The organism is Christiangramia fulva, from assembly GCF_003024155.1.
In the GTDB taxonomy this organism is placed as follows: Bacteria; Bacteroidota; Bacteroidia; order Flavobacteriales; family Flavobacteriaceae; genus Christiangramia; species Christiangramia fulva.
In genome coordinates this window covers 3,033,290-3,053,207 of record NZ_CP028136.1, presented here as the reverse complement: position 1 = coordinate 3,053,207, position 19,918 = coordinate 3,033,290, and the positions used below count along the sequence as shown (strand labels likewise).

The following is a 19,918-nucleotide window of genomic DNA, read 5'->3' as shown; positions in this document are numbered from 1 at the left end:
ATAAAAAAAACATGAAAAAAGACCCACTTTTATTACTGCTTTTATGCCTTATAACCTTTTATTCTCATGCTCAAATTAGTAAAGATTCGGTAACCAAAGCCGAATATGAACATGCTACACAATTTTTAAGTTTTAATACCTATCCTAAAGTTTACCGAAGTTTTGTAAGTCCGAAGTGGCTTGACAATAGTAATTTCTGGTACAAAATTTCCACTCCTCATGGAGATGAATTTGTATATGTAGATGCCGAAAACGGTAAAAAACAAACGGCTTTTTCAAAAGAAAATCTGCCTGTTAAGGTTTCAGAAGATCAATCCCGAAATTACAGTCGTGATGAGGTGGTTTCTCCTAACGGAAAAAAGGTTGTCTTTATTCGTGACTGGAACCTTTGGATGCGAAATCTTGAAACCGGAAAAGAGACGCAACTGACTTTTGATGGTGAGAAAAATTTTGGTTATGCCACCGATAATGCGGGATGGACTCGAAGTGATAAGCCCATCGTTCTTTGGTCTCCCGACTCTAAAAAGATCGCTACTTTCAAACAAGATCAGCGCAATGTAAGCGACATGTACCTGGTAGATGCCAAAGTTGGCGCGCCGGAGCTTAAAGAGTGGAAATATCCGCTTCCTACAGATGAAGAGATCATCAAAATTCATCGTGTGATCATCAATACCGACAAACCCGAAGTGATCAAACTCGATATTCCTGCAGATCCGCGCCGCGGAACCATATGTGATGATATTAGCTGCTCCGGCGCTTTTGATGATAATCAGTGGAGTGATGACAGCAGCAAACTTGTTTTCGTTTCAACTTCAAGGGATCACAAACATGAAAAAGTGAGAATGGCCGATGCCGAAACCGGCGAGGTTCGTGAGATTTTTGAAGAAAATGTAGATACCCAATATGAATCTGGAATGGGTTCTATCAACTGGCGATACCTGCCTGATACCAACGAAATTATCTGGTATTCTGAAAGAGACAATTGGGGTCATCTTTACTTATATGACGCGAAAACGGGCGAACTAAAACATCAAATAACTAAAGGAGATTTTGTTGTAACTCAGCTTGTGGGAATGGATAAAGACAAGAGAAAACTTTATTTCCTGGCCAACGGTCGTGAAAAGGGAAGGGATCCTTATTTTTCCCATTTTTACCGTATTGATTTCAGTGGAAAAAATTTGAAACTGCTCACTCCTGAAAATGGCAACCATAGTATTGCCCTTTCTCCGGATATGAAATATTTCATCGATAATTATTCTCAGCCAGACGTTCCTAATGTTGCTGAATTGAGAACCATTAACGGAAAACTGGTAAGCACTCTTGAAAAAGAGGACATTTCAAAATTAAAGGAAGCTGGATGGAAAGCTCCTCAGCCAATTACCGTTAAATCGCGTGATGGTCGCTGGGATCTTTACGGCCTAATGTTCACTCCAACAGATCTTGATAAAGACAAGAAATATCCCGTAGTGAATTATATTTATCCCGGCCCACAGGGCGGAGGGGTTGGGAGCCGAAACTTTTCTCCATCCCGCAGCGATCACCAGGCTCTCGCCGAATTAGGTTTTATTGTGGTTGTGATTGACGGAACTTGTAATCCAGACCGCTCCAAGGCTTTCCACGATGTCTGCTACGGAAATATGGCCGATAATACACTGGAAGATCAGATTTCAGGCCTTAAGCAGCTCGCGGAAAAATACCCGTATATGGATCTTGACCACGTGGGGGTTTGGGGTCATTCAGGTGGAGGTTTTGCCGCAGCCGCAGCCATGTTCAAATACCCCGATTTCTATAAAGTGGGAATTTCAGAATCTGGTAACCACGATAACCGAAATTATGAAGATGATTGGGGAGAAAGATACATTGGCTTGTTAAAAGGAGATAATTACGAAAAACAAGCTAATCAAAATTTTGCAAGTAATCTTAAAGGAAAACTTTTACTTGCGCATGGTGCCGTTGATGACAATGTGCCTCCATACAACACTTACCTGGTAGTTGACGCGCTCATAAAAGCGAAAAAAGATTTCGACCTTATCATTTTTCCACATGCCCGCCACGGTTACGGCAAAGATTATTATTATATGATGCGTCGCCGATGGGATTATTTTGTCGAAAACTTGATGAAAGCAGAACATCCAAAAGAATTTATTATAGATCCTACTTTTAGGAAGACGCAATCTGAAAATAATTCGAATGCCTAAGATTCAACATATCACGGCAAAAAAGCTGGTAGGGATAAAAATCGCTACCAGCCTTGCCGATGATAAGACCAGTTTGCTCTGGAAGCGTTTTATGAATTTAAAAGACGCGATTCAAAATGAGGTAAATACCGACCTTTTTTCGGTTCAGGTATATGGCGAGAATTTCATATCAGGTGATTTTGATACCAATTCGGTTTTTGAAAAATGGGCGGCCATAGAGGTTAATAATTTCGATTTTATCCCAAAGGGCCTTCAAAAACTGATAATTCCGGAAGGTGATTATGCTGTTTTCACGCATAAAGGAACAGCCCAGCAATTTGCCGAAACCTCTAAATTCATCTTTGAAGACTGGTTGCCAAATTCCGATTATCAGCTGGAGGCGAGGCCTCATTTTGAAGTGCTCGGAAAAGATTATAAAGGTCCCGAAGATCCCAAATCTGAAGAAAAGATCTGGATTCCCGTAAAAAAGAAATAAAATGGATATTGTGGAACAGTTCAGGGGATTTTGCGCTACGCCTTCCCTTCAGTATCCCCAACTTATTCCGGGCATCCATCCTTTCCAATTTCCCAATGTTTCCATTACTGAAGATCTTATTAGCGATCTGAAAAAAATTGAGCATCCGCGAAACCGACTTCTGGGAAAACGAATGGAAAGCTTTTTTGAAATTGCCCTGAAACATTCGAACAGGTATGAAAAAATCGCTTCCAATATTCAAATTTTCAGAAAAAAGGTCACCCTGGGTGAAATTGATTTTCTGCTGAAAGATCTTCAGAATGATGAAATTCTGCATGTAGAACTGGTTTACAAGCTCTATTTATTCGATCCTGACTTGCCTAAAGGTTACAGCCGGTGGATCGGCCCGCGCAGAAAAGACAGTCTTCCACAGAAATTAGAAAGATTAAAGGAAAAACAGTTTCCTTTACTTTTCCTGCCGGAAACCCGCGAAAAACTTAAAGATTTGAATCTGGATTTTTCAAATATCAAACAGCATTTATGTTTCAAGGCAAAACTTTTTCAGCCTGAAAATAAAGCGGCAGAATTACAAAATTTAAATCCGGACTGCCTTACAGGCAAATGGATACACTGGGAAGACTTTAAAAATATAGATTTTGAGGAAGGAGTTTTCTGCAGCCCAAAAAAAGTATTTTGGAGCATGTCACCTGGAAATAATAAAAGCTGGTTAAATTTTCCTCAAATAAAAGAAATCGTTTCAATTCTGATTGAAAAAGACCGTCCACCACTTATCTGGATGAAAAAAGGCGAAAAAACGGAAAGTTTTTTTGTTGTTAACTGGTAAAGCAGGCTTTTAAAATTATTATACTTTTGTGAACCTAAAACTCATTTATGCAGCCGGGAACCCGGGAAGCCATTAAAGCATCTTATTTCAGCATTGCAGGTAATGCTTTACTTGCAGTGGTAAAAGGTTTAACAGGGATCTTCGGAAATTCGTATGCGCTTATCGCCGATGCCATAGAATCTACCACCGATGTTTTCTCCTCAATTTTGGTCTTACTCGGTTTAAGGTACGCATCCAAGCCCGCCGACGAGAACCATCCGTATGGCCACGGCAGAGCAGAACCGCTTTTTACTTTTATGGTGGTAGGCTTTCTCATAGTTTCGGCTACGATCATAGCCTACGAGAGCATTGATAATATCAATACGCCGCACGAAATTCCCAAGCCCTACACCTTAATAGTTCTTGCCGTTATCATATTAATTAAAGAGATTTCTTACCGGTTCGTTTCCAAAAAAGGAGACGAAACCAATAGCTCTGTTTTAAAAGCCGATGCCTGGCATCATCGGAGTGATGCCATTACCTCGCTAACCGCTTTTATTGGTATCAGCATCGCATTGATCATGGGGAAAGGCTACGAAAATGCCGATGACTGGGCGGCGCTCTTTGCTTCGGGCTTTATTCTTTATAATGCATATCTTATACTCAGGCCGGCCCTTGGCGAAATTATGGATGAGCACATGCACGAGGAACTTGAAGGCAAAATAAGAACGATTGCACAGCTCAATCCCGGAGTGGTGGAAACCGAAAAATGCTATATCCGCAAGACCGGGATGACTTATCATGTTGACCTTCACATTGCCGTAAAAGCCGAAATATCGGTAAAAGAAGGACATGATATTGCTCACAGGGTCAAAGATGACCTGCTACATAATATTCCCGAAATCGCCGATGTTCTCATCCACGTAGAACCCGATGACGAGCTGGAATAAAAACTATTGATATTTCTTTTATAAATCTTCCGCTGAATTAAGAAAGTTTTAGCACTAAGTACCGCTCTTAGCCTTTGATATATCTGCCTTTAACCGTATCTTATTTCTGTAATTAATCAAAAAAAAGAATTATGTCGTTGATAAATGAAAGTGAATTTAAAAAGCTCTCGCAGTTCGAAAATGAAACCTGTGTATCAATTTTTATCCCTACGGAAAGAGGCGGTAAGGAAGTGCTGAACGAAAAAAACAGCAAACATTTACATTCTCAATGGATAGAAACAAGAAAAAAGTTAAAAGATCAGGGAGTTTCTGATGAAAAAATAGCTAAAATAGGTAAACCCATTGATGCGCTTATCGAAAACAGGGATTTTTGGAGGCACCAGTCCGATGGATTAGCTGTTTTCTCAGCTCCGGGTTTTTTTGAAAAATATACGCTTCCGGTCAACTTTGAGCCCTACACCTATATTTCCGAAGAATTTTATGTGAAACCGCTCGTACCGGCCATGAATGATGATGGAAAATTCTATATTCTCGCCGTGCAATTAGAAGATGTAAAATTTTACGAAGCCACGAGGTACAGCATTACGCCGGTTGAAATTGATGACCTCACTCCTTCCCGACTCGAAGAGCGCGTTGGTTTCGATTTTAAAGAAAGAAGCCTGCAGTTTCGCACCCAGCATGAAGGAGGCGCTAAAACTCAATTCCATGGTCATGGAGATGATCAGGGAGATACCAAAAAAGAGATCAAACAGTATTTCAGGGCAATTGATGACGGATTAAAAGACTATATTAACAGGGAAAACCTACCCCTAGTAGTTTCCTGCCAGGATTATCTTTTTTCGATCTATAAAGATGCAAACACCTATAACCAGTTAGTCGACGAGGTGGTAAAAGGAAATCCGAACGATACCGATATGCTGGGCCTACATGAAAAGGCACTACAGGTAGCGGAACCTTATCTCAGCGAAAAGCGACATGAAAAGCTTAAAAAATACAAAGAACTCAGCAAGACCGAAAACACCACTTCAGCGATCAGCGATATCATCCCGGCTATTTACCAGGGAAAAGTGGACACGCTTTTTATTGAGAATCGTGCGGAAGTCTGGGGAAGATATGATCATGATAAAATGAAGGTGAGCTTTTCAGATAATCACAACAATTCCAATACATCATTGCTGAACCTGGCTGCGAAGAAAACCATAGAAATGGGCGGCGATGTCTATCTTGTAGAACATGAGTTCATGCCGGAAAAAGAATCTGAAGTGAACGCTTTATTCCGATTTTAAGGTACAGTGAAAATGAATGAATTTTGAGCCTGTCAGAACTACTTAAAATTTTTCTGTCGGGCTCTTTTTTATAAAAATTGAATCAATCGTAAATTTAATAGTACCTTTAGTTTCCCAAAAATAAAATTATGGAAACCAACCTCGCAGTGCTTATTGACGGCGATAATATACCTTCAGCTTATGTGAAGGAAATGATGGAAGAAATTGCCAAATATGGCAATCCAACCATTAAAAGAATTTACGGTGACTGGACCAAGCCACACCTTAACAAATGGAAAAATATGCTCCTGGAGAATGCCATTCAGCCCATTCAGCAATACGGCTATACCCAGGGAAAAAACGCGACCGATTCTGCCATGATCATCGATGCGATGGATATCCTGTATTCCAATAAGGTCAACGGATTTTGCCTCGTGTCCAGTGATTCCGATTTTACAAGACTGGCAACAAGGTTACGTGAAGCAAGCATGAAAGTCATTGGGATCGGAGAAAAGAAAACTCCGGATCCTTTTATCGTCGCCTGTGATAAATTTATTTACCTGGAGATCCTTAAAGGCGAAGAAAAAGGCACAGAGGATGACAAACGAAAATCGAAGTCTGGAAAAAGGGAAAATGTTGATAAGATCACTCCCAAGGTGATAAGGCTTATTTCCCAAACCATTTCTGACGTTGCCGATGAAGACGGATGGGCTTTTCTGGGCGACGTGGGAAGTCTGCTTCAAAAAAAACAGCCTAATTTCGATTCCCGTAACTATGGATTTCAGAAACTGACGCCCATGATCAATTCCATCAATAAATTCGAGATTGAATCTCGTGAGAATGCGAATTCAAAATTCAAACTCATTTACGTTAGAAATAAATCCTGAAAATGAGAAATATAAAGAAAATTCATAAAGCCGAATATCGACCCATGGGCGATCTGGAGACCTGGTCTCCCCTGCCTACTCGTAATCTGCAAATGATCGATCCCTTTATTTTTCTGAATCACCATGGCCCGCAGGTATATCCTCCAAATAATAATGGTCTGCCGTTTGGCCCTCATCCGCACCGCGGGATGGAAACCGTAACCTTTATTTTAGATGGAGACATCGCACATAAAGACAGCGGCGGACATAAAAGCGTGATCGAGAGCGGTGGCATACAATGGATGACCGCCGGCAGCGGACTCATTCACGCTGAAGTCTCTTCTGATAAATTCAAAAAAGAAGGAGGTCCGCTTGAAATTTTACAACTTTGGGTAAATCTTCCCAAAAGGCTGAAAATGTCGGCTCCTAAATATAAAGGCCTTCAGGATGATCAAATTTCAAAATGGAAGAATGAAAACGGTAGCGTTAAAGCTAGTGTAGTTTCGGGAAGTTTTAAAGGAATTCACGGCGCATTTGACACCCCTACTTCTGTAAATCTTGCAACTATTGAATTCAAAAAAAATGCGACACTGGATCTTGAAATTCCTACCGGCGAAAATATCTTTTTTTATGTCATTAAAGGAAAACTGGAGGTGAATGAAATTGAGGTTCCGGAACTACATCTGGCAGAATTCTCAAAAAACGATGAGAAACTCGAAATAAAGGCGCTTGAAGATAGTACACTTCTTTTAGGTCATGCCGAACCTTTTAATGAAAAAGTGGTGTTTGGCGGACCTTTTGTGATGAATTCAGAAGAAGAGATCCAACAAGCCTATGAAGATTACAAGGCTGGAAAGATGGGCGAATGGGAAGGCTAATTCGCCCGGCCTTTTTTTCCTAATGCCTTTTTTCAAGCACTTTCACCACATCATTCAATTTGAAACCTTTCGCTTTAAGAAGAATTAAATAGTGAAAAAGCAGGTCGGCACTTTCATTTAAGAACAGATCGTTATTATTATCTTTCGCCTCTATAACAGTCTCCACGGCCTCCTCTCCCACTTTTTGCGCGATCTTATTGATGCCTTTGTCAAAAAGGGAAACAACATAGCTGGATTCATTTTCTTTCCGCAATTCAGGTTCGGTTTCACTTAACTTTTTCCGATTTTCAATAATTCCTTCCAGTTGAGTTAGGAAACCATATGAAGTATCATTTTCCTCCGCCCAGCAGGTATCTGTTCCTTTATGACAAACCGGTCCCTCAGGTTTCACTTCCACTAAAAGCGTATCGTTATCACAATCGAGTTTGATATCCACAAGATTGAGGAAATTACCGCTTTCCTCGCCTTTTGTCCACAAACGTTTTTTTGTACGACTGTAGAAAGTCACTTTTTTGGTGCTGTTGGTCTTTAGAAAAGCTTCCTCGTTCATATATCCCAGCATCAGGACTTTTCTTGTATTTGCATCCTGAATAATGGCAGGTACCAATCCGTCGCTGTTTTTATTGAAATCGATATTCATAATTCTATAATCTTACCGGAATTCCGGCGTTTTGTAATTCCTTTTTTAGGTTCAAGATCTCTATTTCCTTAAAATGAAAAACACTGGCGGCCAGGGCAGCATCAGCTTTTCCATTCTGAAAGGTATCTTTAAAATGTTCAATATTTCCCGCTCCTCCCGAAGCGATTATCGGGATATTAAGTTCTTCCGAAAGTTTGGCCAAAGCTTCATTTGCAAAGCCGTTTTTGGTGCCGTCATGATCCATAGAAGTGAACAGGATTTCACCTGCGCCTCTTTCCTGAACTTCATGCGCCCATTCGAAAAGGTCAATTTCCGTTGGAACCTTTCCACCAACAAGATGCACCTTCCAGGAATTTCCAATTTGCTTCGCGTCAATGGCCACTACTACACACTGACTTCCAAATTTTTCGGAAAGCTGATTGATCAAATTTGGATTCTTAACCGCGGAAGAATTGATGGAAACTTTATCGGCTCCGTTCTTAAGCAAAATGTCGACATCTTCTACAGAAGATATTCCACCACCGACCGTAAATGGAATATTTAGTTTTTCGGCGACTTTTAAAACAAGATCAGCCAGGGTCTTTCGTTTCTCTTCAGTAGCCGAAATGTCCAGAAATACCAGTTCGTCGGCACCTGCTTCAGCATAAGCCGCAGCGAGTTCCACTGGATCTCCGGCGTCTCGTAAATCGACAAAATTAACTCCTTTTACCGTTCGGCCGTTTTTGATATCGAGACAGGGAATGATTCTTTTTGTAAGCACTTTTTTAAATTTTAGAATTTTTATAAATTCTATTGATGTAAAATATAATTTTCAAGGTCGGAAAGGCTAATTCTATTCTCATAGATAGCCTTCCCAATGATTACTCCTTCACAGCCGAGCTCTTTGAGCTTCGGTATTTCATTAAACTCAGAAATACCCCCTGAAGCAATGAGCCTGATCGAATCGGTTTCGGCGAGAATAGCATTATAAAGTTCAAATGCGGGACCTTCCAGCATTCCGTCCCTGGAAATATCAGTACAAATTACATATTTCACCCCCTTTTCTTCGTATTCCTGAATAAATGGAATAAGATCTTCATTCGAGCCTTCCTGCCAGCCGGAAACCGCTATTTTTCCATTCTTCGCATCGGCACCAAGAATAATTCTTTCGGGCCCATAATCACCGATCCATGATTCGAAAACATTCTTTTTCTTCACCGCAATACTGCCGCCTGTAATTTGTTTTGCTCCGCTTTCAAAAGCGATACGCAGATCCTCATCAGTTTTCAGTCCGCCACCAAAATCAATTTTCAACTTAGTTTTAGAAGCTATTTTCTCCAAAACCTTATGATTGACAATATGTTTCGATTTAGCTCCATCCAGATCCACCAAATGAAGATACTGAATCCCATGTGCTTCAAATGATTTGGCTACTTCAAGCGGATCTTCATTATAGATCTTTTTGGTATCGTAATCACCTTTGGAAAGGCGAACACATTTACCGTCTATGATGTCTATGGCAGGAATTATTCTCATATTAAGTTAGAATTTAGAAGTTAGAAGTACGAAAAATCTCATTTTTGAAGCTTCTTTCTGGTTGTATTTATTGATGCTACCACAATCGAAACAATCTCATTACATTCGGAATGTAATTCCTTAGCTTTTTCCTTATTATTTTCAAGTACCGCAATTAATAACTCCAAAAAATACATACTTTCATCAGCCTCTTCTTCAACAATTTTTAATTTATTTATAAAATCAGCATCCGATTTTGCGCGCTGAGCCGCTCTGTAATTGGCTCCAACTGAACTTGATTAACGAATTAACTGATTTACATATGCATTGTATTCACGACTATGTGGAATAGAACTGCAAAATTTCCAGCAATCAATCGCAAACTCTTTTGTTCTTTCTTTTAAACTTTTCATTGAGCGTACTTCTAATTTCGTACTTCTAATTTTAAAAAATTCCAAAGAATTTTTTCTCCTGTTTTACTGCTTTTTTCGGGATGAAACTGTACTCCGTAAAAGTTATCACGATGTAAAGCCACTGAAAATTTTACACCGTATTCACTACCGGCGATCTCATCTTTGCATTCAGGAACAAAATAACTATGAACGAGATAAACGTATTCTCCTTCTTCTATACCTTCAAAAAGAGCCGACTTTAGATTATCGATTTTATTCCAGCCAATCTGAGGCACTTTCACTCCTTTTCCGAATCTTCTTACTTCTGCCTTGAAAATTCCAAGTCCGTTAGTATCTCCTTCTTCCGAGTGATCACACATCAGCTGCATTCCAAGACAAATTCCAAGAACCGGCTGTTTTAAAGTTGGAATGACTTGGTCCAGACCGGTTTTTTTCAGCATTTTCATAGCACTACTAGCCTCTCCAACCCCGGGAAAAATCACTTTATCGGCCTGTCTTATTTCTTCTGCATCACTGCTCAAAACAGCTTCAAAACCCAGCCGTTTAACTGCAAATTTGATGCTTTGGATATTTCCGGCGCCGTAATCAATTATTACAATTTTTGTTTTATCTGCCATTTAATTCTAACTTCTAAAATCTAACTTCCTTTAAAGCATTCCTTTTGTAGAGGGAAGGATCATCTTTTCGGCATCTCTTTTTACGGCCATTTTTATCGCTTTCGCAAACGCCTTAAAAATTGCCTCTATTTTATGATGTTCATTCGTGCCTTCTGCTTTGATATTCAAATTGGCTTTGGCTCCATCGGTAAATGACTTGAAAAAATGATAAAACATCTCGGTAGGCATTTTACCTATCATTTCACGTTTAAATTCGGCGTCCCAAACCAGCCAGTTACGGCCGCCAAAATCGATAGCGGCGCTGGCAAGGCAGTCATCCATAGGTAAACAGAAACCATATCTTTCGATCCCTTTTTTATTGGCAAGCGCTTTTGAGAAAACCTCTCCCAAAGCGATCGCGGTATCTTCAATAGTATGGTGTTCATCGACTTCAAGATCACCTTTAACCTGAATATCGAGATCCATTTGGCCGTGACGGGCAAGCTGGTCCAACATATGGTCGAAAAAGGCAATCCCGGTGTCAATTTTGCTTTTCCCCGAGCCATCAAGATTTATTCGAATTTGAATATCTGTTTCATTGGTTTTTCGCTGAACTTCAGCAGTTCTGGATTCCATTTTCAGAAATTCATAGATCTCTTTCCAGGAATCGGTTTTGAGAACGATATGTTTTTCAACCTCAGAAAGATCTTTTTCCACTTCATTTTTCCCTAATTCCTTATGATTATCTATAAAAATTCCCTTTCCTCCAAAATTTACGGCAAATTCCATATCGGTCATGCGGTCCCCGATCATGTAAGAATTCTTAAGGTCATATTCGGAATTATCGAGATAATTCTTCTTTTTCAACATCCCAATTTTTGGCTTGCGATCGGGGGAATTATCTTCTGGAAAAGTTCTGTCTATAAGGACATCCAGAAACTTGAAACCTTCGTTCTCGAAGGTCTTTTCTATGAAATTTTCGATTGGCCAGAAATCTTCTTCAGGAAAACTGTCGGTTCCCAAACCATCCTGATTGGTGACCATAACAATTTCATAGCCCAGCTCGGCAGCGATTTTAGGCAGATAGGCAATCGCGCCGGGATAAAATTGCAGTTTCTCCAGGTTATCTATCTGGTAATCTTCAGGTTCGTGAATAAGCGTTCCATCCCTATCCACAAATAAAATTCTACTCATCTTCAAGTTCTTTTAAAGCGTTGATCAGTTTATCGTTTTCGCCCCGGGTGCCAATGGTTATCCGAAGACAATTTTCACAAAGTGGCTGATTACTCCTGTTTCTCACCACCACCTCTTTTTTCAGCAGTTGATCATATCTTTTGTTTGCGTCATCCACTTCAATAAGGAAAAAATTAGCATCCGATTTATAAATTTTGGAAATATAATTCACTGAAAGTAAAACTTCAGATAATCGGGCTCTTTCATTCAATATTTCAGATACTTGTGATTGTATTTTTTCTTTTTCTGAAAGTATTCCCAGCCCCTTTTCCTGTGTAAGCTGATTCACATTATAAGGCGGTTTAATTCTCGTTAATATTTTCACGATTTCTTCCGATGAGTATAAAATTCCGAGACGAATCGCCGCCATTCCAAAAGCTTTTGAAAAGGTCTGCGTGACGATCAAATTCGGAAAATTTTCAAGCTCCTGAAGCCATGATTCATTTTCAGAAAAATCTATATAAGCTTCATCAATTACCACCAGTCCGGCAAAATTGTGTAGAATTTTCAAAACTCTTTCCCTTTCGAATGAATTCCCGGAAGGATTATTGGGCGAACATAGAAAAATGATCTTGGTCGCCGGATTAACTTCATTTAAAATCGCGGTAACGTCAGGCTGAAAATCGTGATTTAGTAAAACTTCCCTGTTTTCAATCTCATTGATATCGGCCAGCACCTTATACATTCCATAGGTAGGCGGCAAAGTGATCACATTGTCATTTCCCGGTTCACAAAAAGCCCTGAAAATCAAATCCAGCACTTCGTCACTTCCATTTCCCAGAAGAATCTGCTCTTTCGGAATCCCTTTCCACTCAGAGAGCTTTTCTTTTACTTTATTCTGATATGGATCAGGATAGCGGTTTAAACCATTGTCAAAAGGATTTTCATTGGCATCCAAAAAGACCATTTCATTCTCGGAAGCCTGGAACTCGTCCCTGGCCGAAGAATAAGGTTTTAATACCGAAACATTCCTGCGCACCAGTTTTTTTAAATCGAATGTCATCATTTTAATCCTCTTCTTTTAATCGTAAACTTACCGCGTTCTTGTGCGCCTGTAAACCTTCGGCTTGAGCAAGCAATTCTATGGCAGGACCAATTTTTTGGATTCCGCTTTTCGAAATCTTCTGAAAAGAGATTGTCTTCATAAAACTATCCAAGTTAACGCCGCTGTATTGCTTGGCATAACCGTTTGTTGGCAAGGTGTGGTTAGTTCCCGAAGCGTAATCGCCTGCACTTTCAGGCGCATAATTACCAATAAAAACCGAGCCCGCATTTTCCACGTTTTCAACAAAATATCCTTCATTCTTCGAACAAACGATAAAATGCTCGGGGCCATATTCATTGATGAGCTCCAAAGCCTCTTTTTCCTCACGAACAACTATTAACCGTGAATTCTCTATGGCTTTTTCAGCGATCGCTTTGCGCGGAAGCTGTTCCAGCTGTTCTTCTATTTCTTCGGAAACCTTAACCGCCATCGCTTCAGAAGTAGTCACAAGGATTACCTGACTGTCTTTCCCGTGTTCGGCCTGGCTCAAAAGATCGGAAGCCACAAATGCCGGATTGGCAGAATCATCAGCATACACCAGTAATTCCGAAGGGCCGGCGGGCATATCGATGGCTACCTGATATTTTGTGGCCAGCTGCTTGGCAACGGTCACAAACTGATTGCCGGGGCCAAAGATCTTATAGACCTGCGGAATATCCTCGGTTCCAAAGGTCATGGCTCCAATTGCCTGAATTCCGCCTACCTTAAAAATTTTCGTTACGCCACAAAGCTTCGCAGTATAAAGAATCGCAGGATTGATATTTCCGTTTTTATCAGGTGGAGAGCAAAGAACAATTTCTTTGCAACCGGCAAGATTCGCGGGAATCGCCAACATTAAAATAGATGAAAATAGCGGAGCTGTACCTCCGGGAATATAAAGTCCGACTTTTTGAATTGGTTTTTTCTCCTGCCAGCATTCCACGCCAGGCATGGTTTCCACTTTGAATTTTTCGGTTTTCTGCGCGGCATGGAATTTTTCAATATTCTTTTTAGCGAGGTCTATAGCTTCTTTAAGCTCTTCAGAAATTGAAGTACTTGCTTCCCGGATCTCGGTATCACTCACTTTCAGCTCATCCAGTTTAATACCGTCAAAAAGCTCGGTGTACTTTGAAATAGCCAGATTCCCCTTGCTTCTTATCTCATCAAAGATCTGATTCACGGTTTCTTCAATATCGGCAACCGACTGCGTAGGCCTTTTCAGAATTTCCGCCCATTCAGCTCTATCGGGATTGACAATCTTTTTCATAATCTTAATATCAGCAGTTATTATATTACCATTTTTTCGATGGGTGCGACAAGAATTCCTTCTGCTCCATTTTGTTTCAGCTCGTCGATCACCTCCCAGAATCGCTCTTCATTGATCACGGTATGTACCGAACTCCAGCCTTCTTCAGCAAGCGGCAAAACTGTGGGACTGCGCATCCCGGGTAATAATTTAAAAATTTCAGGCAGTTTATCGTTGGGAGCATTCAGCAAAATATATTTCGAAGTTCGTGCGTTAAGCACCGATTTCAGCCTGAACTGGAGTTTTTCAAGGATCTCTTTTCGGCTGTCGCTTATTTCCGGAGAGATCGCTAGAACCGCTTCGCTTTTTAGCATGACTTCAACTTCCTTCAGGTTATTCTTAAACAAGGTGCTACCACTGGAAACTATATCACAAATCGCATCGGCAAGTCCGATATTTGGCGCAATTTCAACAGAACCATTAATGATATGAAGCTCCGCGGAAATCCCATTTTCCTCTAAATAATTATTCAGCGTATTGGGATAAGAAGTTGCGATCTTGAGTCCGTCGAGATCTTTGATTCCCGAATATTTGAAAGTCTTGGGAACGGCAAGAGAAACACGGCATTTTGAAAATCCGAGTTTTTCACCGCGAATGATGTCCTGCCCTTTTTCTACCAGAATATTTTCTCCAATTATCGCGACATCAACCACCCCGTCCCTGAGGTATTGCGGAATATCGCCATTACGTAGGTACATCACCTCCAGGGGGAAATTTCCGGAAGAAGCCTTCAACTGCTCCTTGCCATTATCTATAGAAATCCCGGCATCTTTTAAAATCTTCAGTGAATCTTCAAAGAGTCTCCCTGATTTTTGAACTGCAATCCTTAATTTTTCCTTTTTCATCTTTAAAATTAAAATAAAAAAACCCGTTTGATTACTCAAACGGGTCATGATATATTAGTTGTTTTTACAGCATATCAAAATAACCTCGCCTGAGCGCGGAGGATAAAATGATGATGATGTACAAAATTTGTTCTCATTGTGATCACAAAACTAAAGATAAATTTTTAACTGCAAACAATAATCTTTAAAATTTCGATTATTTTATTAATTGTTTCCAAGAATTAAAGGTAGACCTTCCTTACCGGAACCAATAACCACTGTTTTGGCATTTGGTGATTTAGCAAGTTCTAAAGTTGCCTGAATTCCTTTCTCCTGCAAAATTTTATCAGTTAAAGATGCATTAAGTATCTCGTTAGCCCTCGCCTTCCCTTCTGCATCAATACGCTGTCTTTTGGCTTCCTGTTCTGCTTTGGTCAAACGGTACTCATATTCCAGGGATTCCTGTTCCTGTTTGAGCTTGCGTTCTATTGCTTCCTTAATAGTTGGAGGTAGTGAAACGTCTCTTACCAGCACCTGATTCACCTGGACATATTGATCTTCAAGGAGAAGCTGAGTTTCTTCAAATATCTCCTGTTGAATAGCTTCCCGTTTGGTAGAATAGAGTTGCTCGGGATTATATCTCCCCACAACCGCACGAGCCGCCGATCTTACTGCCGGTTGAAGCAATCTTTGAATATAATTCTCTCCTTTTTCCCGGTGAAGTTTTCCTAATTCATCATAGGCAGGCTGAAACCAAACAGAAGCATCCAATTCGATCTCCAGACCGTTAGAAGAAAGAACATTCATTTGTTCTTCAATAGACTGCTGCCTGACTTCATAAACAAAAACCTTATTCCAGGGAGCTACGATGTGAAAACCTTCTGAAAGAGGAGGTTCATCGGTAACCACACCGCCTCCAAATGTTTTATATAATACGCCAGCCTCACCAGAACCAATGGTCATAGTTGAGTTAGCAACGAATATTATTAAAATGACTATACCTATGATAATGGGTATAGTAAGTTTGGGTAGTCTTTCCATAAAAGTGTATTGAGTTTAGATTAATCCTAAGTATTTTCGGTAGAACCATTCAACGGTAAGAACAGAAATCAGTAAAAACAGCAGGTAATACCAGTCGATCAAAGGTACGGATTTAAGTTGGCTTTTCTGTACCGGTTTTAAGGAAGAACTGTTTAGCAAAGCCGATTTGAGGGAATCTATCCGATCTGGAAAAAAAACTTCAGTATTATTATTTTCAGCAAAATCCTCCATGGCATTTAAATTTGCTGAAGAAAATTGTTTTTCAATATTATAAGATATCACTTCAAAACTACCGGATGCCTTTATACCAGAACCTTTTTCAGAAACTGTAAAACTATAAGTTCCGGCAGGAAGATCGCCGGCATTGAACTGATAGAAATTATCCCTGACCATAAAATCAGAGGTGATCTCTTTATTTTCAATAGAATCTTTTAAATGGATCTGGAGATTGCCATTAAGATCCAACTGGTAATTTTGATCATAATACTGAGCGCTTATGATCACTTCTTCATTTCCGTAATAAAAATTATTGTAGTCAAGGCTCAACCTTTCTCTTTTCCGGGAAGCAGAAAGATTCTGAATGATCTTGCTGAAAAAATCATCAAATTCGCGAAAAGATTGTGTTTCCCTGAAAGATTTCGCCCTCCAACGCCAGATACCTTCTCCCAGCAAAAATCCTTTTTTAGGCGAATTTTTTGAAACAGCTAATAAAGGCTCGTCGGTTGTGACACCCTGCATTTTCTGAAAAAGCATTACATCAAAAGCGCCCTGATCATATTCAACTTTTCCAAATTTAACGCTCAGAGGTGGAAGATCATCAAAACCGATATCTTCAAACTGGAAAGCACTAAAGTTTTTGTTATAAACAGGGAAAATTTCCTGAGGTGGCCCGGCCGATTTTTTATTTACACCCAGATCAAGCGAATTAATAAAATCCCAATCAGTTTCGGTACCTGTAATTAATAGAAAATTATTTTCATCAGACTCAATTTGAGATGAAATAGATATAAATTGATTGTTTGGCTGATAAATTATAATTAACTGATAATCTTTAAATTGCGGTTTTTTAATATTTCCTATAATTAGATCAAGAGAGCGCTGCGAATTACTTTCGATTGATTTTTTTATAGCACCCAAATCGGGATGCTCAATAGAAGAAAGCAGCAGTACTTTAGTTCGCTCATCAATAACCTGAACTGCAAAATTTTTCCCGTTATTGGTAATATTTTTCTCGTTTGGCAAGGCTTTTATTACCGCCTTATAAGATTTTACTCCAAGGGATTTTACAGGAATATTCGTGTTAATCACCGCGGAACCATTTTGTTGATCAAAGCTCAGGTCTTTTGAAAAAAGAACTTTTCCATTTTGAAGAATTTGTAATTCAGAAGTGACTTCCTTATCCCCATTGTAATTCACAAAAATCTCTACAGGAAAATTATTATTGAGAAAAGCATACCTATTCGTATTGATTCGGGAAATGGAAAGATCACTATAGTTTGCGGTATCCCCTATGATCACAGGAAAAAGTTCTTCATCACCGGATTTTTTAAAATACCGAAAATCACGTCCGGAAGTTTGATTCGCGTCAGAAAGAAAAATGATCGCTGAATTTCTGTTCTTTGAAATCTCTGAAACTTCAGAAAGAGCCTGGAAAAGATCGCTTCCGGTAGAAGAAAAATCAAGGCTGTCGCTATTTAGAAGATTTTTTCCGAAAGAAAACCTCGCAATTTCAAAACGATCCTGCAGGGCTTTATCATTTAAAAGGAGGTTTTGAAGCTCTTTTAAAGTGTCCTTACTATTTAAAAATTTTATCGACTCTGAATTATCAGCAAGAATATACAAGGAAGGTTTTTCAACAGTGTATTTGGTCCGGGTAATTTTGGGGTTGATCAATAAAAGAAGAATGATAAAAACAGCCAAAAACCGCAGTGCGAAAAAAATATAGTCTTTTTTTACCCTTACAGGCTTTTTGAATAAATACTGGTAAAAAGCGAACCCCAGCGCTACTAAAAGCGCCAGGGTGATTAATAAAATTGTATTTATCGCCATGAAAATTTGAAGTTATGCTTGTCGCTCAGCTCTCCAATTTAAATAAAATCTTCAACGAAAAGCTTAATTCTAACTTCTTACTTCTAAAATCTGATTTCTAGGTGTGCATTCCGCCATCCACATGTATAATCTGGCCGGTGATATATGAACTCAGATCACTTCCCAAAAATACGCAGGCATTGGCGATATCTTCAGGAGAACCTCCACGCTTCAAAGGAATCGCATCTCTCCAGCCCTGCACGGTTTTTTCGTCAAGCTTTTCGGTCATTTCGGTTTCGATGAAGCCGGGAGCGATCACATTGGTGCGGATATTTCTTGAACCGAGCTCCTGGGCCATAGACTTGGAAAATCCGATAATTCCAGCCTTAGAGGCCGCATAATTCGCCTGACCAGCATTTCCGGTAACTCCTACCACAGAGCTCATATTGATAATGCTTCCGCTGCGCTGTTTAAGAAAAGTGCGCTGAGCGGCTTTGGTCATATTAAAAATCGATTTCAGGTTTACTTCGATCACACGGTCAAAATCTTCCTCGCTCATTCGCATTAGCAGATTGTCTTTGGTGATACCGGCATTATTCACCAGAATATCGATAGAACCGAATTCTTTCACCACTTCATCAACGAGTTCCTGAGCTTCAGAAAAACTTGCAGCATTCGATTTATATGCTTTGGCCTTCACTCCCATTCCTGACAGTTCCTTAGCCAGCGCTTCCGCTGATTCTGCCGAAGAATTATACGTAAAAGCCACATTGGCTCCATGTTGAGCGAAAACCTGTGCAATTCCTTTACCTATTCCACGGCTTCCACCTGTAATTATGGCATTTTTTCCTTCTAATAATTTCATATTATGGATCTTGGTTAATTGTCTTTTTCCAAATATAACAAAAGCAAAAAGGCTTCTAATAAAAAATCCTTCTGAAAATGGTCCCGGATAGAAGCGGGTTTCAGAAGGATTTATAAAATTTATATGAAAATTTTAGCCGTTGAGAACTTCAGAAACTTTCTTTCCTATTTCGGCTGGGGAATCAACAACATAAATTCCATTTTCTCTTAGGATTTTCTTTTTAGCCTGAGCGGTATCTTCACTTCCGCCAACAATTGCTCCCGCATGACCCATAGTACGTCCTGCAGGCGCTGTTTCTCCGGCGATAAAACCTATAACAGGTTTTTTATTACCGTTTTCTTTTACCCATTTTGCAGCATCGGCTTCCAGTTGTCCGCCAATTTCACCGATCATTACGATACACTCTGTTTCGTCGTCGTTCATCAATAGCTCCACCGCCTCTTTAGTAGTAGTCCCGATAATAGGATCACCTCCAATACCAATCGCAGTAGTGATTCCCAGACCCTGCTTCACAACCTGATCTGCTGCTTCATAAGTTAAGGTACCAGATTTGGAAACAATTCCCACTTTTCCTTTTTTGAAAACGAAACCGGGCATGATCCCAACCTTGGCTTCACCCGGAGTGATAACTCCCGGACAGTTAGGCCCTATCAAACGGCAATCGCGGTCTTTAATATAATCTGAAGCCTTCACCATATCGGCAACAGGAATTCCTTCAGTTATAGTGATAATGACTTTTATACCTGCGTCGGCAGCTTCCATAATCGCATCGGCTGCAAAAGCAGGCGGTACAAAAATAATGGAAACATCGGCTCCTGTCTCTTTAACAGCTTGAGAAACTGTATTGAAAACGGGCTTGTTAAGGTGTTTTTGACCTCCTTTTCCTGGGGTAACGCCACCAACTACATTGGTACCATATTCTATCATTTGCTCGGCATGAAAAGTACCTTCACTTCCGGTAAATCCCTGCACGATGACTTTAGAATTTTTATTGACTAAAACGCTCATAAGTGTTCATTG

General features: G+C 39.9%; 19 protein-coding genes and 1 pseudogene. 7 read left to right on the top strand and 13 right to left on the bottom strand.

The window, feature by feature from the left end:
• Positions 1 to 11 precede the first annotated feature (11 nt).
• From C7S20_RS13600 to C7S20_RS13570, 7 genes are all read left to right on the top strand, one after another.
• Positions 12 to 2,198 (top strand): S9 family peptidase, encoded by a 2,187-nt coding sequence (locus C7S20_RS13600; protein ID WP_107012982.1) that lies wholly within the window; start codon positions 12 to 14, stop codon positions 2,196 to 2,198.
• Positions 2,191 to 2,673, top strand: a complete 483-nt coding sequence (locus C7S20_RS13595; RefSeq protein WP_227009012.1) for a GyrI-like domain-containing protein — start codon at positions 2,191 to 2,193, stop codon at positions 2,671 to 2,673. The genes C7S20_RS13600 and C7S20_RS13595 overlap by 8 nt, the downstream gene beginning before the upstream one ends.
• A 1-nt stretch (position 2,674) precedes the next feature.
• Positions 2,675 to 3,496: a DUF1853 family protein gene (locus C7S20_RS13590; protein WP_107012980.1), complete on the top strand. Its 822-nt coding sequence runs from the start codon at positions 2,675 to 2,677 to the stop codon at positions 3,494 to 3,496.
• A gap of 47 nt (positions 3,497 to 3,543) precedes the next feature.
• Positions 3,544 to 4,425 (top strand): cation diffusion facilitator family transporter, encoded by an 882-nt coding sequence (locus tag C7S20_RS13585; RefSeq protein ID WP_107012979.1) that lies wholly within the window; start codon positions 3,544 to 3,546, stop codon positions 4,423 to 4,425.
• A gap of 131 nt (positions 4,426 to 4,556) precedes the next feature.
• Positions 4,557 to 5,711 (top strand): baeRF7 domain-containing protein, encoded by a 1,155-nt coding sequence (locus C7S20_RS13580; protein ID WP_107012978.1) that lies wholly within the window; start codon positions 4,557 to 4,559, stop codon positions 5,709 to 5,711.
• 128 nt (positions 5,712 to 5,839) lie between these two features.
• Positions 5,840 to 6,577 carry an NYN domain-containing protein gene (locus C7S20_RS13575; protein WP_107012977.1) on the top strand — a complete coding sequence of 246 codons (738 nt, stop codon included), beginning with the start codon at positions 5,840 to 5,842 and terminating at the stop codon, positions 6,575 to 6,577.
• A 2-nt stretch (positions 6,578 to 6,579) separates the two neighbouring features.
• Positions 6,580 to 7,434, top strand: coding sequence for a pirin family protein (locus C7S20_RS13570; RefSeq protein ID WP_107012976.1), 855 nt, complete (start codon positions 6,580 to 6,582; stop codon positions 7,432 to 7,434).
• A 19-nt stretch (positions 7,435 to 7,453) separates the two neighbouring features.
• Here C7S20_RS13570 and hisIE read toward each other — a convergent pair whose 3' ends face one another.
• From hisIE to sucD, 13 genes and pseudogenes are all read right to left on the bottom strand, one after another.
• The gene (hisIE, locus tag C7S20_RS13565; RefSeq protein WP_107012975.1) at positions 7,454 to 8,074 is read right to left on the bottom strand and encodes a bifunctional phosphoribosyl-AMP cyclohydrolase/phosphoribosyl-ATP diphosphatase HisIE; all 621 of its coding nucleotides are present in this window, start codon (positions 8,072 to 8,074) and stop codon (positions 7,454 to 7,456) included.
• Positions 8,075 to 8,078: 4 nt separating this feature from the next.
• A complete protein-coding gene (gene hisF, locus C7S20_RS13560) occupies positions 8,079 to 8,834 on the bottom strand; it encodes an imidazole glycerol phosphate synthase subunit HisF (protein ID WP_107012974.1) in 756 nt (251 codons plus the stop codon).
• Positions 8,835 to 8,863: 29 nt separating this feature from the next.
• Complete coding sequence (hisA, locus tag C7S20_RS13555; protein WP_107012973.1) at positions 8,864 to 9,589, bottom strand: 1-(5-phosphoribosyl)-5-[(5-phosphoribosylamino)methylideneamino]imidazole-4-carboxamide isomerase; 726 nt, start codon at positions 9,587 to 9,589, stop codon at positions 8,864 to 8,866.
• Positions 9,590 to 9,627: 38 nt separating this feature from the next.
• A pseudogene (locus C7S20_RS19795) lies at positions 9,628 to 9,855 on the bottom strand (four helix bundle protein); the annotation flags it as partial.
• 137 nt (positions 9,856 to 9,992) lie between these two features.
• Complete coding sequence (hisH, locus tag C7S20_RS13545; RefSeq protein WP_107012972.1) at positions 9,993 to 10,598, bottom strand: imidazole glycerol phosphate synthase subunit HisH; 606 nt, start codon at positions 10,596 to 10,598, stop codon at positions 9,993 to 9,995.
• A 30-nt stretch (positions 10,599 to 10,628) separates the two neighbouring features.
• Positions 10,629 to 11,771, bottom strand: coding sequence for a bifunctional histidinol-phosphatase/imidazoleglycerol-phosphate dehydratase HisB (hisB, locus tag C7S20_RS13540; RefSeq protein ID WP_107012971.1), 1,143 nt, complete (start codon positions 11,769 to 11,771; stop codon positions 10,629 to 10,631).
• Positions 11,764 to 12,816: a histidinol-phosphate transaminase gene (gene hisC / locus C7S20_RS13535; protein WP_107012970.1), complete on the bottom strand. Its 1,053-nt coding sequence runs from the start codon at positions 12,814 to 12,816 to the stop codon at positions 11,764 to 11,766. Before hisC ends, hisB begins: the two co-directional genes overlap by 8 nt.
• Before the next feature lies 1 nt (position 12,817).
• Positions 12,818 to 14,101 carry a histidinol dehydrogenase gene (gene hisD / locus C7S20_RS13530; protein WP_107012969.1) on the bottom strand — a complete coding sequence of 428 codons (1,284 nt, stop codon included), beginning with the start codon at positions 14,099 to 14,101 and terminating at the stop codon, positions 12,818 to 12,820.
• A gap of 20 nt (positions 14,102 to 14,121) precedes the next feature.
• The gene (gene hisG / locus C7S20_RS13525) at positions 14,122 to 14,985 is read right to left on the bottom strand and encodes an ATP phosphoribosyltransferase (protein WP_107014243.1); all 864 of its coding nucleotides are present in this window, start codon (positions 14,983 to 14,985) and stop codon (positions 14,122 to 14,124) included.
• A 204-nt stretch (positions 14,986 to 15,189) separates the two neighbouring features.
• A complete protein-coding gene (locus C7S20_RS13520; protein WP_107012968.1) occupies positions 15,190 to 16,005 on the bottom strand; it encodes a prohibitin family protein in 816 nt (271 codons plus the stop codon).
• A 15-nt stretch (positions 16,006 to 16,020) separates the two neighbouring features.
• Complete coding sequence (locus C7S20_RS13515; RefSeq protein WP_107012967.1) at positions 16,021 to 18,054, bottom strand: hypothetical protein; 2,034 nt, start codon at positions 18,052 to 18,054, stop codon at positions 16,021 to 16,023.
• A 97-nt stretch (positions 18,055 to 18,151) separates the two neighbouring features.
• A complete protein-coding gene (gene fabG, locus C7S20_RS13510) occupies positions 18,152 to 18,898 on the bottom strand; it encodes a 3-oxoacyl-[acyl-carrier-protein] reductase (protein WP_107012966.1) in 747 nt (248 codons plus the stop codon).
• Between the two features lie 132 nt (positions 18,899 to 19,030).
• Positions 19,031 to 19,906: a succinate--CoA ligase subunit alpha gene (gene sucD, locus C7S20_RS13505; RefSeq protein WP_107012965.1), complete on the bottom strand. Its 876-nt coding sequence runs from the start codon at positions 19,904 to 19,906 to the stop codon at positions 19,031 to 19,033.
• Positions 19,907 to 19,918 lie beyond the last annotated feature (12 nt).